This is a genomic window from Pseudomonas sp. PvP100 (assembly GCF_017833055.1).
Classification (GTDB): domain Bacteria; phylum Pseudomonadota; class Gammaproteobacteria; order Pseudomonadales; family Pseudomonadaceae; genus Aquipseudomonas; species Aquipseudomonas syringae.
In genome coordinates, this window is sequence record NZ_JAFIBO010000001.1 from 2,019,862 (window position 1) to 2,033,654 (window position 13,793).

The following is a 13,793-nucleotide window of genomic DNA, read 5'->3' on the forward strand; positions in this document are numbered from 1 at the left end:
CCGGGCTGTGCTCGCCCACTGTGAACAATATCACCCTCGCCCTCAGCCTTCCGAGCGGCGATCAGGCTGACCCGATTTCGGAAAAGCCAATTTGCACTGGATTGCACCTGCTGACGTACTGCCACAACCACAATAAAGGCAATAGGAGCAACGCAAATGACTACATCGTCCCCCTCTCAAAGTGCGGGTCAGCTGGAAACCCGCGGCATCGAGCCCGTTCCTGAAAACGAGTGCAACGGCCACCCGCTGCAACTGTTCTGGGTCTGGTTCGCCGCCAATATCAGCATCCTGGGCTTGCCGCTTGGTGCCACCTTGGTAGCGTTCCAGGGGCTGGCCATCTGGCAGGCAATTATCGTCGCCATCCTCGGTGCCGCCGGCTCGTTCGCCGTGGTGGGCGTCATATCCATTGCCGGGCGCCGCGGGCGGGCACCGAGCCTGACCCTGTCCCGGGCCATCTTCGGGGTGCGAGGCAATATCGGGCCCACGCTGGTTTCGCTGATGTCGCGTCTGGGCTGGGAAACGGTCAACACCACCACCGCCGCGTTTGTCCTGCTGTCACTGTTCGCGATCCTTTTCGGCACCCCCGTGGAGGCGAAAAACTCGCCTGGCCTGACCCTGCTGTTCATCGCCTTGTTCGTGCTGCTGACCCTGACCGTCTCGGGCCTGGGCCATGCCACCTTGCTGGTCATCCAGAAATGGGCGACTTACCTGTTTGGCGCGCTGAACCTGGTGGTCGGTGGCTTTCTGCTCACCCACATCGACTGGAGCCTGGTCTTCGACGCGCCAGCAGCGCCGCTGAGTGCGATGATAATCGGTGTCGGCACCATGGCCGCAGGCACTGGTATCGGCTGGGCCAACGCGGGCGCCGACATGTCGCGCTATCAGCACGCCAGCGTTAAGGCCACTCGACTGGTGGCCTCGGCAGCGTTTGGCGCGGGGATACCACTGGTCTTGCTGATCACTCTCGGCGGCCTGTTGTCGGTGGGCAACGATCATCTGGCGTCAGCCACCGACCCGATCATCGCCATTCGCGAGATGTTGCCCACCTGGATGGCCGTGCCCTATCTGATCACTGCGTTCGGCGGCCTGCTGCTGTCCAACAACCTGTCGGTCTACTCGGCCGGCCTGACCACCTTGACCCTCGGCCTGAAGGTCAAACGAGTACACGCAGTCATCGTCGATATCATCGCGATCTTTGCCGGTTCGATCTACTTCATGCTGATCGCCGACAGTTTCTACGGCCCTTTCATTACGTTCATCTCGATGTTGGCGGTGCCCATTACCGCGTGGGTCGGTATCTTTGTCGTCGACCTGCTGCACCGCCACATCTACTCCCCAAAAGACCTGCTGGACCAGACCCCACGCAGCGCTTACTGGTATCGCGGCGGCGTCGAATGGCGCGCGTTGGGTTCGTGGGCATTGGCAATCGTGCTTGGCTTCAGCTTCACCACCGTGGCCACCACCCCGGAGCATGTGCTGTTCAAGGGCTTCCTTGCCGATTCCTGGCTGGGTCATAACGGCCTGGGCTGGATCGTGACCTTCATTGTCGCCGGTGGCCTGTATGCGCTGCTCGGCGGGGCACGTGATCGCCGTATCGCTACCAAAGAGGCTGCCCATGCCCGCTAAATTGTTCTACACCGGCCAGGTCGTGATTGACCTGGTCATGGCCATCGACCGCCTGCCGCCGTCGGGCGGAGATGTGCTGGCCAGCAGCGCCACGTTCGAGGCCGGTGGAGGCTTCAATGTCATGGCCGCTGCGTGCCGCAATGGCTTGCGCACCGTTTATCTGGGTCGCCATGGCCAAGGCCGCTTCGGCGACATTGCTCGTCAGGCCATGCGCGACGAAGGTGTGGAGATTTCCACGATGCCCGTTCCCGGTGAGGACACCGGCCTGGCCGTTGCATTGGTGGAAGCCTCGGCCGAGCGCTCGTTCATCTCCTATGTGGGCGCTGAAGGTGGTTTGTCTGCCGATGACCTGCAGGGCGTGCTGGTCAGCGCCGAAGACTACGTATTTGTCAGCGGCTACAGCCTGGCCCACAAAAACAAGGTCACAGCCCTGCTCGCCTGGCTGGGCGGATTACCCAGCGGCACTGCCGTGGTATTCGACCCGGGCCCATTGGTGGATGCGCTTCATGGCGTCGAGATGCGCGCCGTACTTCCGCTGATCAGCGTATGGTCCAGCAACTGCGAAGAAGCCCTGCGCTTCACGCAAACCCGGACGCCAACCGACGCGCTCCACAGGCTGGCGTCCATTCTGCGCGAAGATGCGCTCATAGTGATTCGTGACGGCCCAGCCGGTTGCTGGATCCACCATGCCGGACAGACGCGACACATACCCGGCTTTGCCGTCACGGCAATCGACACCAATGGTGCCGGCGACGCTCATGCCGGTGTGCTGCTGGCCGAGTTGGCCAGAGGCAGCAGTGTCGACCGCGCGGCGCTGCGCGCCAATGCGGCAGCAGCGATTGCGGTCACACGCCGGGGGCCGGCGACTGCGCCTGGCCGTGAGGAGGTAGATGCGCTGGTGGGGGCCGATTTTTAGGCTGGCTTGAGCCGCGCTGCACCGTGATGGAGATAATGACAGGCAAGTTTGCGGATGCTCAAAGTCTTCCACACGGCCCTAAGCACTGGCAGCGTCGTTTATAAGAATCGCCCGTGACCGCCGTCGACCTGACTGTGGTGTAACCGGGCTACGTTCTGATCAATGCGGCTCTGGATCATGCGCAGGGTGTCTCGAGTAATAACCTGCGGACAGAGGTTCTCGGCGATGGCTGTAAACCGGCTTGCTACATCACACATGCTGTCAATCACTCCAGTTGCAGCGTCCGGGGACATCTCGGCTTCCTCGGCAAGCCGAAGCATTTGCGCACGGGAAATCTCCAGCGCCTCTCCCATCACGTCCATCTGATGGTATCCGCCTGCCCCCTCGCAGAAGGTTACGTCGTAAGCCGGCGACAGTTTCCACTGACCGTCCTGCGACATGATGTAGGCGAAGTTCTTGGGATGATCGTCTCGGTTGTTGAACGCAACGTTAAAAACGGCACGCTCGAACGCGCGTGCCATCTCTCGCACATCGTTGGTACACATCTGTGTTGCCCGCAAAAAGTTGACGTAGTCCAACACACCCGGAGACTGGTAATTTGCCCCCGTAAAGGCGGCCAGGCTTTGCATGGGTATACGTAAACCATCGCGACGGTCAAATCGCTTACTGGCAAACGCTGCCAGGCCATCAGGCAGATTGAAGTACCGGGTGTCAGGGGTCTCGATACCGCACATGCGCAGGCACTCGGCGTAGACCATTTCGATGGCGCACACTTCTGCGTGTTCTTCTTTGGCCGGAAACTTGATCAACCATGCTTCAAAGCCCGGCGTAGCCGCAGTGGTAAACCCGCCAGTTTCAGGATCGCGATAGACGAGAGCCTTGGGCCTTGCCCCTTGAGGCGAGCCACCCACCAGCAGTAATGCCTGCAGGAACTCGCCACCGTTTCCACGCAATACTTGCTTCACATCGGCGGCGAGCTGTTCCAGCGGGATGTGGACGTCAGATTCCTGCCCTTCGGGCGCCACGGGCTCAAACGTCATGGCGCCCATTGCGCTGCTACCGATATAGGCCAGCCGTTCCAGAGGGCCGATGCGCGCGGTGGTGAGCCCGCGGCGCCTGAAAAGACGGTCCATCAACAACATGCCCCATCCATCCGGCAACGAGTCGTAAACAGGCCCTGGCAAGTACAGCTGATGGTCCGGGAAGTCTCGGCGCAACTTGCCCCCCTCCAGGGGCAGCGTATAGGAGGACAGTTCCAGGCCCCTTTGTCTGGCTTCATTGCTGTATTCGAACACGATCAGCGGGCGACCGGTCAAAGCGGTCGTCGAGACCAGCGTGCCCCACTGCCATCGCTCACCCCAGCCCTCGTAGAAGACGTTAACCTGCTCAAGCATCGCCGGACTTCCTCTTTGTACGGAGACGATTGGCGCTGTTTTCGTAGCGTCGAATGTCTTCGATGCTGTCCAGCTTTGGCAGAAACAGGCCTTCGAGTTCCTTGGTTCGGCCAAGAGCCATAGCCACCCGCACGACGTTCTCGAATCCGACATTTCGTCCGGCTTCGAGGTTGGAGACCGTATTTGTGCCGATGCCGGCACGCCCGGCGAGGTCGGCTTGTGTCATATTCAGCGCCAGACGCTCTGTGCGCAGGCGGTCGCAAAGGCGCTTGACGATCTCACCGGGCTTGCTGAAGCTTAAATCCAACATAATGTGTATAAAGCTCGCCTCAGCTATTTAATTCACAAAATTATAGAATTAACCTCCTATATCAGCAAGCAGCTTAATGTCCATACTCCGGTTCTTGATCGGATCACCCTGCCAGACCACATTCCCGGTCCAGCCGGCTGCCCCGTGCAAAACCATGAGCACCTGCGCGCAGTGCGATCAACAGGCTCAGCAGCAAAAGCATCAACAAGACCCAGGGAAAGGAACCTGCTCCCCAGTGGCCAAGCAACACGCCACCCAGTAACCCTCCGCCTGCGATGGCGCTGTTCCAGACCACGACGTTCATCGAAAGCGCTACATCTGCGCCCTCGCCTGCCGCATCGGCGAGCGCGGTTTGCAGCAGCGTGGCGGCACCGCCGAAGGTCAGCCCCCAGATAAAAGCGCCGATGTAAATGGCTGTTGCAGAGCCGGAAAACACGCCGAAGAACACTGACACCGCTGCGAAGGTTGCCAGGCTGGCAAGCACTGTCTTGCGCAGATGGCGATCAACCAACCGTCCCGTAACCCAGATGCCCGCCAGTGCGGCGACCCCGAATGCCAGCAATACCAGGTCCACATCATTCGCCAGCCCCGCCGCGGAAACGAAGGGAGCGACGTACGTGTAAAGCAGGTTATGAGCCAGCATCCAGGTGAAAACCACGCCCAGCACCGAGCGTACGCCGGGCGTGAAAAAGACCTGACGTAACGCCATGCGCTGTGAGGAGGACTTGCCGGGATAGTCCGGCACTTTGACCAGCACCCAGATGATCAACAGCACGGTCATCCCGGACATCAGGCCAAACGCCATGCGCCAGCCCATGAAGCCGCCAAGCCAGGTTCCCAGAGGCACGCCCAGCGACAAGGCAACGGGCGTACCGACCATCGCCACGGCCAATGCGCGGCCTTGCAGTTGCGGGACCACCATGCGCCGTGCATAACCGGCGATGAGGCTCCAGGCCAGACCCGCCGAGACGCCTGCGAAAAACCTTGCGATCAGGGTCAGTCCATAATTGGACGACAATGCAGTGACGCTGTTGAACACCAGAAAGCCGATAATCGTCACCAGCAATACCGTTCTGCGCCGCCAGCTTTGCGTGGCGATCGTCAGCGGAATGGCGGCCAGCAATGAACCCAACGCATAAACAGTCACCATCTGCCCTGCAAACGATGCGGACACCTCCAACCCGTCGGCGATCTGCGGCAACAAACCTGCCGGCAAGGTCTCGGTGACAATGCAGATGAACCCCGTCATTGCCAGCGCCAGTAACGCCCCCAGCGGGAGTGTTTCGCCCTGTTTCTCATCCGTAGTCACTGAAATACCCTCACTAATATACTGATCGGTACAAATATAAGCAGGTGGAGTCAGGTGGTCAACGACTTATGTATCGATTAGTATTTAATTAATTCCGAAGGAGACTCGATATGGCACAGCTGGGGCGTCCGCGTACATTTGACCGTGATGTAGCGATCACTCAGGCGCTGCATCTGTTTTGGGAGCACGGCTACGACGCAACCTCCCTCAGCCAGCTCAAGGCAACCATCGGTGGCGGTATCACGGCGCCGAGCTTCTACGCAGCGTTTGGTTCGAAGCAGGCCCTGTTCAATGAAGTGATGGAGCATTACCTCGACACCTACGGGCGAGTCACCGACAGCCTGTTCGATACGACCCTGCCACCCCGAGACGCAATTGAACTCACCCTTCGCCGCTCTGCGAAAATGCAATGCGAGCCAGGGCATCCCACGGGGTGCCTGGTGGCGTTAGGGCTGATGAGCGCCTGCTCGGACGAGAGCAAGGCCATTTCCGAACCTCTTGCGCGCGCCAGGGATCTGAACCGCGCAGGTATCGTGGCCTGTATCCAGCGCGCCGTTGCGGCAGGCGAGCTGCCCGCGACGGTAATACCGGAAACGCTCGCGGCCGTGTTTGACAGTTTTCTTCTGGGTTTGTCTACACTGGCGCGCGACGGTGTCCCACATGCCACACTGGACGCCGCAGTGACCCAAGTGATGAGACTGTGGGACAGCCTGGGCAATGGCGCCGACAAACATTGACCCTGAAGCTCAATCTGGAAGAGGTTCGGGAGGCGTCGAGGACGCCAGACTCTTTGCACTGATTTTTTTGGAGAACACCATGCTTCGCGCGTTTGAAAAATGGCTTGACCCCTTCCCGCCTGACGAAGTGCCGCCGCCACCTGACGGCCTGGCAAGGTTTCTCTGGGCCTGCACGCGAGGGGCACGCGGTTACATCCTTGCGTTTGCGCTGCTGTGTGCCGGTGTGTCGATTTACGAAGCCTGGCTGTTTTCCTTCCTCGGGCAGGTCGTGGACCTGCTGTCCACCTGGAAGGCGGGCGGCGATACGGCCGTGCAGGAAAGTAGCGTGCTGTGGGGCATCGGCCTGGTATTGCTGAGCAGCATCGTGCTGGTGGCATTGCGCACGATGGTGCAGCACCAGGTATTGGCGATCAACCTGCCCCTGCGGCTGCGTTGGGACTTCCATCGATTGATGTTGCGGCAAAGCCTGTCTTTTTTCTCCGATGAGTTCTCCGGCCGCGTCACCACCAAGGTGATGCAGACAGCGCTGTCAGTGCGCGAGGTGCTGTTCACGATCGTCGAAATCGTCCTCGGTATCGGCGTCTACTTCATCGCGATCATCGCCCTGGCCGGCGGCTTCGACCTGAAACTGATGCTGCCTTTCCTTGGCTGGCTGATGCTGTTCGGTCTGGCCATGCTGTACTTCGTGCCACGCTTGGGCAAGGTCGGCCAGGAGCAGGCCAACGCGCGCTCATCGATGACCGGACGTGTCTCGGACGCGTACACCAACATCACCACGGTAAAGCTGTTCTCGCACTCCAAGCGTGAAGCGCATTTCGCGCGGGCCGCGATGGAGGACTTCAAGCTCACCGGCCTGGCCCAGATGCGTCTGGTCAGCCAATTCGAGATCGTCAATCAGGCACTGGTGGTCGCGCTGATCATGGGTGCTGGCGGTTACGCCCTGTGGCTGTGGCACCAGGGCCAGGTCGGCACCGGTGCGGTCGCGGCGATCACCGCCATGGCGTTGCGTATCAACGGCATGTCGCACTGGATCATGTGGCAGATGACCTCGCTATTCGAGAACATCGGCACCGTTCAGGACGGCATGGAAACCTTGACCCGCGGTCCCAAGGTCGAGGATGCACCAGACGCGAAGGCTCTGGTCACCCGCGGTGGCGCGGTCACCTTCGATAACGTGAGCTTCAATTACAACGGCGAACGTCAGGTGCTCGATGCCCTGAGCCTGACCATTCGTCCTGGTGAAAAAATCGGCCTGGTGGGTCGCTCCGGTGCCGGCAAATCCACGCTCATCAACCTGCTGCTGCGCTTTTATGACGTGGACAAGGGGTCGATCAGCATTGATGGGCAAGACATTGCGCACGTCACTCAGGACAGCTTGCGCAGTGCCATCGGCATGGTCACGCAGGACACCTCGCTGCTGCACCGCTCCATTCGCGACAACATCGCCTACGGACGCCCCGACGCGACTGATGAGCAAATCCGCAGCGCTGCGGCGAGTGCGCAAGCCGACGGGTTCATCAGCCAACTGAGCGACAAACAAGGCCACAGTGGCTACGACACGCTGGTGGGTGAGCGCGGTATCAAGCTGTCGGGCGGACAACGCCAACGCGTCGCCATCGCCCGGGTGATGCTCAAGAACGCCCCGATCCTGCTGCTCGACGAAGCCACCAGTGCGCTGGACTCGGAAGTCGAAGTGGCGATTCAGGAGAGCCTCGATGAAATGATGCAAGGCAAGACGGTGATTGCCATCGCCCACCGCCTGTCCACGATTGCCGCCATGGACCGGCTGATTGTCATGGACGACGGCCGCATCATCGAACAAGGCACCCACGCCGAACTGCTGGGCAAAAACGGAACCTATGCGCGGCTATGGCAGCACCAGAGCGGCGGGTTTCTCGGTGAGGATCAGGGTGTGGCCGAGGACATGGGATAGGCATCAACAACAAAATAAACAAATGTGCTTTCAGTAAAAATACAATTATTCTTTGCCCATGATCAAAGAACTGAAAACATTTATCGCCGTGGCAAGAGAAGGCACTTTCGCTGCGGCGGGCAGCAAGATCGGGCTGACCCAGGCCGCTGTCAGTGCGCAGATGCAGCGCCTTGAAGCTGAACTGGGCGTCGAATTGTTCGACCGAAAAGGACGTTCAGCCCAGCTCAACCGCATGGGGCAGCAAGTGTTGCTACAAGGTCAGGATCTGGTGCGCCAGTTCAGCAGCCTGGGCACTACTACGGTCGGGTTGCCCGCCAGCGTGCTGGTGACCATCGGCGCAATAGCCTCTGTGCAACGCTCCTTTCTGCCGGAAGCGCTCGCTCGGTTTCATCAGCAATTCCCCGCGTGCAGGACGCGTGTCATCCCCGGCCTGTCCATGGACCTGGTCAATCAGGTGGACGCTGGCGAAATTGACATGGCAGCGATCATCCGCCCGCCGTTCTCACTGCAAAGCGACCTGCGCTGGACGACACTGGTCCGTGAGCCCTATCGCCTTATCGTGCCTGTCGACATGCCGGGGGATGACTGGGCCGAGCTGGTTTCGGCTCATCCATTCATTCGTTACGATCGATCGTCGTTTGGTGGCCGTCAGGTCGACCGGTTCCTGCGCCAGACCCATGTCTCGCTGCGCGAAGTCTGCGAGCTCGATGAACTGGATGCGATCATCAAACTGGTCGCCAACGGCGTCGGCGTAGCCTTGGTTCCGGAAACGGCAACCCTGCAGACATGGCACGCCGGTGTGCGCTCTATCGACTTGAAAGCGCATACGTTCCATCGCGATATCGGCCTGGTACATCGTGCTCGCCGCAGCCTGACCGAACCGGTGAGCACGCTGGTGCAGCTGATTAATGACCACGTGATGACTGGTTAGCGTTGCGCCCACTCAAGCAAGCCTGGCGCGACGTGGTGCGCGCCAGGCTTTTTACTATTTTGCGAACAGCTGACTCATGTCCTTGAAGGCCTTGAACTCAAGCGCATTACCGCAGGGATCGAAAAGAAACATGGTGGCCTGTTCACCCACCTGCCCCTTGAAACGAATGTAGGGTTCGATGACGAACTCGGTGCCGAAGGATTTCAAGCGTTCGGCCAAGGCCTCCCACTGGGCCCATTCCAGAATGATCCCGAAATGCGGAACCGGCACGTCGTGACCGTCTACAGGGTTGCTGTGCACGCTCTCTTGAGAGGCGGTTTTCGGGTGTTCATGAATCACCAACTGGTGCCCGTAGAAATCGAAGTCGACCCACTGATCGCTGGAGCGCCCTTCGGAAAGACCGAACACTTCACCGTAGAAGGCACGTGTCGCGGCCAAGTCATAAACCGGGATTGCAAGGTGGAAAGGAGAAAGACTCATCAGGACTCCGGTTGCAGCTCTTGGTGGCGGGTGAAGCCGGACGACGCGCTCGCTGCCCGGCGACTTCTTCAAGGTCCACTCATGCTAAAGCCGGCCGACGCCAATAAAAATCAATATATATTTTCAAGATACACAAATTATTTTTGTGATAGCTGCCAGTCTCAAACACCCGGCCATCTCACGAGTGCAGACCGATCCAGCCGTTGATCCCTACATACATCCCGACACAGATAATCAGGACGCTGGACAGATAAGGGGCGCGTCGAGCGGCGGCACTGAGCCAGGGAAAACGATTCGAGGCTTTTCGCGCACCGATGGCGGCGGCAGCGCCAACAGTGACCAGCGTAATGGCGAGCCCCACGCTGAAACAGATCACCATCATCGCGCCCAGGGTGACCTGCTGCACCTGCAGACACAGCAGCAGCACGGTGATGGCCGCCGGGCAAGGGATAAGGCCCCCGGTCAATCCGAACATCAGGATCTGGCCATTGCTGACCTCGCGATGGGTGAAGCGCTTGCGAATGTCGTCAGCATGGGCCTTTTCATGGGCGTCCTGATAGCCTTCGGCGCTCAGGTTCAAGCCTTCCAGATCGCTGTGGTCATGGCTGTGACCATGCTCATGCTCATGCTCATGCTCATGCTCATGCTCATGCTCATGGGAGTCCACGTCGTGCTCATGGCCATGGCCTGTATGCCCGTGACTCAGCCGGGCACTTTCGAACTTATACAGCTGCTCGCCACACCAGGTGCGCCACAGCATCCACAATGCAATGGCGATGATCACGGCAGACGACGCGAGCTGAAAGTAAGGCTCCGTGGTTTCAGCGTCCAGCCCCTGCCCCAGATACATCCCGCCGATGGCCACCAGCCAGACAACGGCGGTGTGCGAAACGGTAGCTGCGACGCCAAGCATCACAGCCTGTTTCACCGAGCCACGAATGGCCACAATGAACGCCGCCATCATGGTTTTCGAATGCCCGGGCTCTAGCCCGTGCAACGCGCCCAGCAAAATGGCACTGGGGAAATACAGCCAGGCATGCGAACCACCTTGCTGCAACAACTCGACGAAGTTGGGCATGCGAGACCTAAAGGTATTTGGTGATTTGCTTGAAGGCTTCCAGCGGTGCCCGCTCGCCCCTGGCGAGTGAACCGAGCGTGTCTTCGAGGCAGTGATCGATATGATCCTGAATCAACGTGCGCTTGGCCTGGCACACCGCTTTCTCGACCGCGTGCAACTGCTGGGCGATGTCCACACACTCGCGCCCTTCTTCGATCATGGTGATGATGCCGCGCAAATGACCGTCGGCCCGTTTCAGGCGCTTGATGACAGCTTCGTGGGACTGGTGCGTATGGCCGTGGGGATGGTCGTGTTCACTCATGGATCGAGCTCCAGTCTGGGTGATTCAGACCGGCACTCTATCCCCCCAGGGGGGATACAGTCAAAGCCTATGCGATATACATTTACTAAGGCTCTTTTTTGCGCAGGCAGATTCCCCGAAAACTTACTAGACGACTGGTCGGTTTACGTTTAGGATGCTTGGCATTATGAAGAAACCAGCCCAGGACATGCGACAGCACATCATTGATGTGGCCCGCTCGCTCATGACGAACAAAGGCTATACCGCCGTTGGCCTCGCCGAGGTATTAAGCACGGCTGGGGTACCCAAAGGCTCGTTCTATTACTATTTCAAATCGAAGGAAGAATTCGGTCAGGCGCTGCTGGAAGAGTATTTTTCCGAGTACCTGGGCCGAGTCGACGCCCTCATGGCACGTCCGGGAAGTGGTGCCGAGCGGTTAATGGCCTACTTCAACTATTGGATAGAAACCCAGGGCACCGACCTTCCCGAAGGCAAGTGTCTGGTCGTCAAGCTGGGGGCGGAAGTCTGCGATCTGTCTGAAGACATGCGTGGTGTGCTCGAGGTCGGCACAGCAAACATCATTAAACGCCTGACTGCCTGTGTAGACATGGGCGTCGCCGATGACAGTATTCATCCCGAGGGCGATCATGAAGGATTCGCAGAGTCCCTGTATCAGCTATGGCTTGGCGCTTCCCTTCTGGCGAAGGTGAACAGGTCCACCGAACCTTTCGAGAAAGCACTGACCATGACCAAGCGCCTGCTGCGGTAGCAGGCATTTTTTTTTAGTCTTTTAAGTAGACGACTGGTCTACTATGTGGAGTATTTGATGAATGACACCCATAACACTACCGACCTGTTTTCACCCGTCACCATGGGCTCTATGGAGCTGGCGAACCGTATCGTGATGGCACCGGTAACACGCAGCCGCTATGGCGAGGATGGTGTTCCCAATGAACTGCACGCAACCTACTACGCGCAACGCGCTACGGCAGGGCTGATCGTCGCCGAGGCGACAAACATTTCCGCTCAGGGTCGAGGCTATGCCGCGACCCCGGGGATCTGGAGTGATCAACAAGTCGCAGGCTGGCGGGCAGTCACCGACGCTGTGCATGCAGCAGGAGGCAAGATTGTCAGCCAGCTATGGCATGTGGGGCGATTCTCCAGTGTCGACCTGCAACCCAATGGCGAGGCACCGGTAGCCCCGTCCGCCATCAAGGCCGAGGGCAATACCTACACCGTCGACGGTTTTGTACCAGTCTCCATGCCGCGCGCACTGGAAACCGGCGAAATCCCCGGCATCATCGAGCAATACAAACACGCCGCAGAGAACGCCAAAAGGGCCGGTTTTGATGGCGTTGAAGTCCATTCGGCCAACAGCTACCTGCTGGACCAGTTTCTGCGCGACTCGACCAATCAGCGCACCGACCAGTATGGCGGCTCGATAGAAAACCGCGCTCGCCTGACGCTGGAAGTCACCCAGGCCATCGTGGATATCTGGGGCAGTGACCGCGTGGGTATTCGTTTGTCTCCGGTAACGCCCGATGCCGGGAATACCCCGCCCGACAGCAACGTCATGGGCCTTCATGGCTACCTGATCCAGCAACTGAACACATTCAATCTGGCCTATCTGCACTTTGTCGAAGGCGCCACTGCCACCTCCCGTGAAGTGCCGGAAGGTGTCGACATGGATGCACTGAGCGCCCGGTTCAACGGTCCGTTCATTGGCAATAACAACTATGACCTGGAGATGGCGATCGAGCGCCGGGCGCAGGGCAAGATCGACGCGGTGGCTTTCGGTCGCTTGTTCATATCCAACCCCGATCTCGTCGCCCGTCTGCGCCATGGTGCCGAGCTGACCATTGCACCTCGTGAGTCGTACTACGGCGGCGGTGCCAAAGGCTATATCGACTGGCCAATGGGTAATTACTAAGCCAGAGCCGGCTCCTCCCCACCATCAACTCCCGGATGCCGGAAATACCGCGATAAAGGAAAAACACGACATGAATTATCTCGACAAGAAAACAGTAATCGTCACCGGCGCCTCGTCGGGGATCGGCGCGGCAACAGCCAAATCACTAGCAGCCTATGGTGCCAATGTCGTAGCGGCCGCCCGGGATGAAGAAGGGCTGGTCGCTATGATCAGTGAACTACAGGCTTCCGGTTACAGAGCAGTGAGCTGCGTAACTGACGTAACCAGCGCTGACGAAACACAGCGGATGGCACAGTTCGCCAATGACACCTATGGCTCTGTGGACATTCTGGTCAATAACGCAGGCCTGATGCTGTTCTCCAACTGGGTCGATCTCGCAACCCGGGACTGGCACGCGATGGTCGACGTGAACATCAAGGGCTACCTGAACTCCATAGCGGCAGTTCTGCCGTTCATGATCGAACAGAAGTCTGGTCAGATCCTGAACATGGACTCGGTCGCAGGTCATCAGGTCGGCCCGGCAGCCGGCGTTTACAGCGCTACCAAGTTCTTTGTCCAGGCGATGACCGAATCGATGCGCAAGGAGCTGGGCGTGCAGCACGGTCTGCGCGTCAGCACTGTCAGCCCCGGCATGATCAATACCGGCTGGGCCGACAAGGTCACAGATCCCGAGGGCCGCAAGGCGGCCAAAGCGCTTAATGAAATCGCCATTGCGCCTGAGGATATCAGCCGCGCCGTGATCTACGCCCTCAATCAGCCAGCCAACGTAACCATGAACGATCTGATCATCTCGCCAACCCGTCAGGACTGGTAATCAGGCAGGCGATCCTGATTCACCTGCCATGCAATCAGTTCCCAACCCAGGAGTA

General features: G+C 59.1%; 14 protein-coding genes. 8 read left to right on the forward strand and 6 right to left on the reverse strand.

Features of this window, described 5'->3' with window-relative positions:
* The first annotated feature begins 156 nt into the window (after positions 1–156).
* Both JOE39_RS08400 and JOE39_RS08405 read left to right on the forward strand, forming a co-directional pair.
* Positions 157–1,626, forward strand: coding sequence for a cytosine permease (locus JOE39_RS08400; protein WP_210077482.1), 1,470 nt, complete (start codon positions 157–159; stop codon positions 1,624–1,626).
* Complete coding sequence (locus tag JOE39_RS08405) at positions 1,616–2,542, forward strand: PfkB family carbohydrate kinase (RefSeq protein ID WP_210077479.1); 927 nt, start codon at positions 1,616–1,618, stop codon at positions 2,540–2,542. The genes JOE39_RS08400 and JOE39_RS08405 overlap by 11 nt, the downstream gene beginning before the upstream one ends.
* A gap of 98 nt (positions 2,543–2,640) precedes the next feature.
* Here the strand turns inward: JOE39_RS08405 and JOE39_RS08410 are convergent, their stop codons facing one another.
* The 3 genes from JOE39_RS08410 to JOE39_RS08420 form a co-directional block, all read right to left on the reverse strand.
* The gene (locus JOE39_RS08410) at positions 2,641–3,936 is read right to left on the reverse strand and encodes a type II toxin-antitoxin system HipA family toxin (protein ID WP_210077477.1); all 1,296 of its coding nucleotides are present in this window, start codon (positions 3,934–3,936) and stop codon (positions 2,641–2,643) included.
* Positions 3,929–4,246 (reverse strand): helix-turn-helix transcriptional regulator, encoded by a 318-nt coding sequence (locus JOE39_RS08415; RefSeq protein ID WP_003347681.1) that lies wholly within the window; start codon positions 4,244–4,246, stop codon positions 3,929–3,931. Before JOE39_RS08415 ends, JOE39_RS08410 begins: the two co-directional genes overlap by 8 nt.
* Positions 4,247–4,349: 103 nt before the next feature.
* Complete coding sequence (locus JOE39_RS08420; RefSeq protein WP_210077476.1) at positions 4,350–5,555, reverse strand: MFS transporter; 1,206 nt, start codon at positions 5,553–5,555, stop codon at positions 4,350–4,352.
* Between the two features lie 110 nt (positions 5,556–5,665).
* Between JOE39_RS08420 and JOE39_RS08425 the strand changes: the two genes are divergently transcribed.
* From JOE39_RS08425 to JOE39_RS08435, 3 genes are all read left to right on the forward strand, one after another.
* Positions 5,666–6,292: a TetR/AcrR family transcriptional regulator gene (locus JOE39_RS08425; RefSeq protein ID WP_003347677.1), complete on the forward strand. Its 627-nt coding sequence runs from the start codon at positions 5,666–5,668 to the stop codon at positions 6,290–6,292.
* Between the two features lie 79 nt (positions 6,293–6,371).
* A complete protein-coding gene (locus JOE39_RS08430; protein ID WP_057445345.1) occupies positions 6,372–8,225 on the forward strand; it encodes an ABC transporter ATP-binding protein in 1,854 nt (617 codons plus the stop codon).
* Between the two features lie 58 nt (positions 8,226–8,283).
* Complete coding sequence (locus JOE39_RS08435; protein ID WP_004404992.1) at positions 8,284–9,156, forward strand: LysR family transcriptional regulator; 873 nt, start codon at positions 8,284–8,286, stop codon at positions 9,154–9,156.
* Positions 9,157–9,210: 54 nt separating this feature from the next.
* On the opposite strand, the gene JOE39_RS08440 is transcribed toward JOE39_RS08435, so the two are convergent.
* From JOE39_RS08440 to JOE39_RS08450, 3 genes are all read right to left on the reverse strand, one after another.
* Positions 9,211–9,636, reverse strand: a complete 426-nt coding sequence (locus tag JOE39_RS08440) for a VOC family protein (protein WP_003364399.1) — start codon at positions 9,634–9,636, stop codon at positions 9,211–9,213.
* A gap of 178 nt (positions 9,637–9,814) precedes the next feature.
* A complete protein-coding gene (locus JOE39_RS08445) occupies positions 9,815–10,714 on the reverse strand; it encodes a nickel/cobalt efflux protein RcnA (RefSeq protein ID WP_210077474.1) in 900 nt (299 codons plus the stop codon).
* A gap of 7 nt (positions 10,715–10,721) precedes the next feature.
* A complete protein-coding gene (locus tag JOE39_RS08450) occupies positions 10,722–11,015 on the reverse strand; it encodes a metal-sensing transcriptional repressor (protein ID WP_003318923.1) in 294 nt (97 codons plus the stop codon).
* Positions 11,016–11,181: 166 nt separating this feature from the next.
* On the opposite strand from JOE39_RS08450, the gene JOE39_RS08455 reads away from it, so the two are divergent.
* The 3 genes from JOE39_RS08455 to JOE39_RS08465 all read left to right on the forward strand — a co-directional run bounded on the left by JOE39_RS08455 (position 11,182) and on the right by JOE39_RS08465 (position 13,738).
* Entirely contained in the window at positions 11,182–11,763 is a 582-nt protein-coding gene (locus JOE39_RS08455; protein WP_004404984.1) for a TetR/AcrR family transcriptional regulator, read from the forward strand.
* A gap of 57 nt (positions 11,764–11,820) precedes the next feature.
* A complete protein-coding gene (locus JOE39_RS08460) occupies positions 11,821–12,924 on the forward strand; it encodes an alkene reductase (RefSeq protein WP_004404982.1) in 1,104 nt (367 codons plus the stop codon).
* 70 nt (positions 12,925–12,994) lie between these two features.
* A complete protein-coding gene (locus JOE39_RS08465) occupies positions 12,995–13,738 on the forward strand; it encodes an SDR family oxidoreductase (protein ID WP_210077472.1) in 744 nt (247 codons plus the stop codon).
* The last annotated feature ends 55 nt before the right edge of the window (positions 13,739–13,793 follow it).

Coding starts and splice junctions, on each gene's coding strand:
- JOE39_RS08400 (WP_210077482.1), top strand. CDS start 157: ATGACTACATCGTCCCCCTCTCAAAGTGCGGGTCAGCTGGAAACCCGC.
- JOE39_RS08405 (WP_210077479.1), top strand. CDS start 1,616: ATGCCCGCTAAATTGTTCTACACCGGCCAGGTCGTGATTGACCTGGTC.
- JOE39_RS08410 (WP_210077477.1), bottom strand. CDS start 3,936: ATGCTTGAGCAGGTTAACGTCTTCTACGAGGGCTGGGGTGAGCGATGG.
- JOE39_RS08415 (WP_003347681.1), bottom strand. CDS start 4,246: ATGTTGGATTTAAGCTTCAGCAAGCCCGGTGAGATCGTCAAGCGCCTT.
- JOE39_RS08425 (WP_003347677.1), top strand. CDS start 5,666: ATGGCACAGCTGGGGCGTCCGCGTACATTTGACCGTGATGTAGCGATC.
- JOE39_RS08430 (WP_057445345.1), top strand. CDS start 6,372: ATGCTTCGCGCGTTTGAAAAATGGCTTGACCCCTTCCCGCCTGACGAA.
- JOE39_RS08435 (WP_004404992.1), top strand. CDS start 8,284: ATGATCAAAGAACTGAAAACATTTATCGCCGTGGCAAGAGAAGGCACT.
- JOE39_RS08440 (WP_003364399.1), bottom strand. CDS start 9,636: ATGAGTCTTTCTCCTTTCCACCTTGCAATCCCGGTTTATGACTTGGCC.
- JOE39_RS08445 (WP_210077474.1), bottom strand. CDS start 10,714: ATGCCCAACTTCGTCGAGTTGTTGCAGCAAGGTGGTTCGCATGCCTGG.
- JOE39_RS08450 (WP_003318923.1), bottom strand. CDS start 11,015: ATGAGTGAACACGACCATCCCCACGGCCATACGCACCAGTCCCACGAA.
- JOE39_RS08455 (WP_004404984.1), top strand. CDS start 11,182: ATGAAGAAACCAGCCCAGGACATGCGACAGCACATCATTGATGTGGCC.
- JOE39_RS08460 (WP_004404982.1), top strand. CDS start 11,821: ATGAATGACACCCATAACACTACCGACCTGTTTTCACCCGTCACCATG.
- JOE39_RS08465 (WP_210077472.1), top strand. CDS start 12,995: ATGAATTATCTCGACAAGAAAACAGTAATCGTCACCGGCGCCTCGTCG.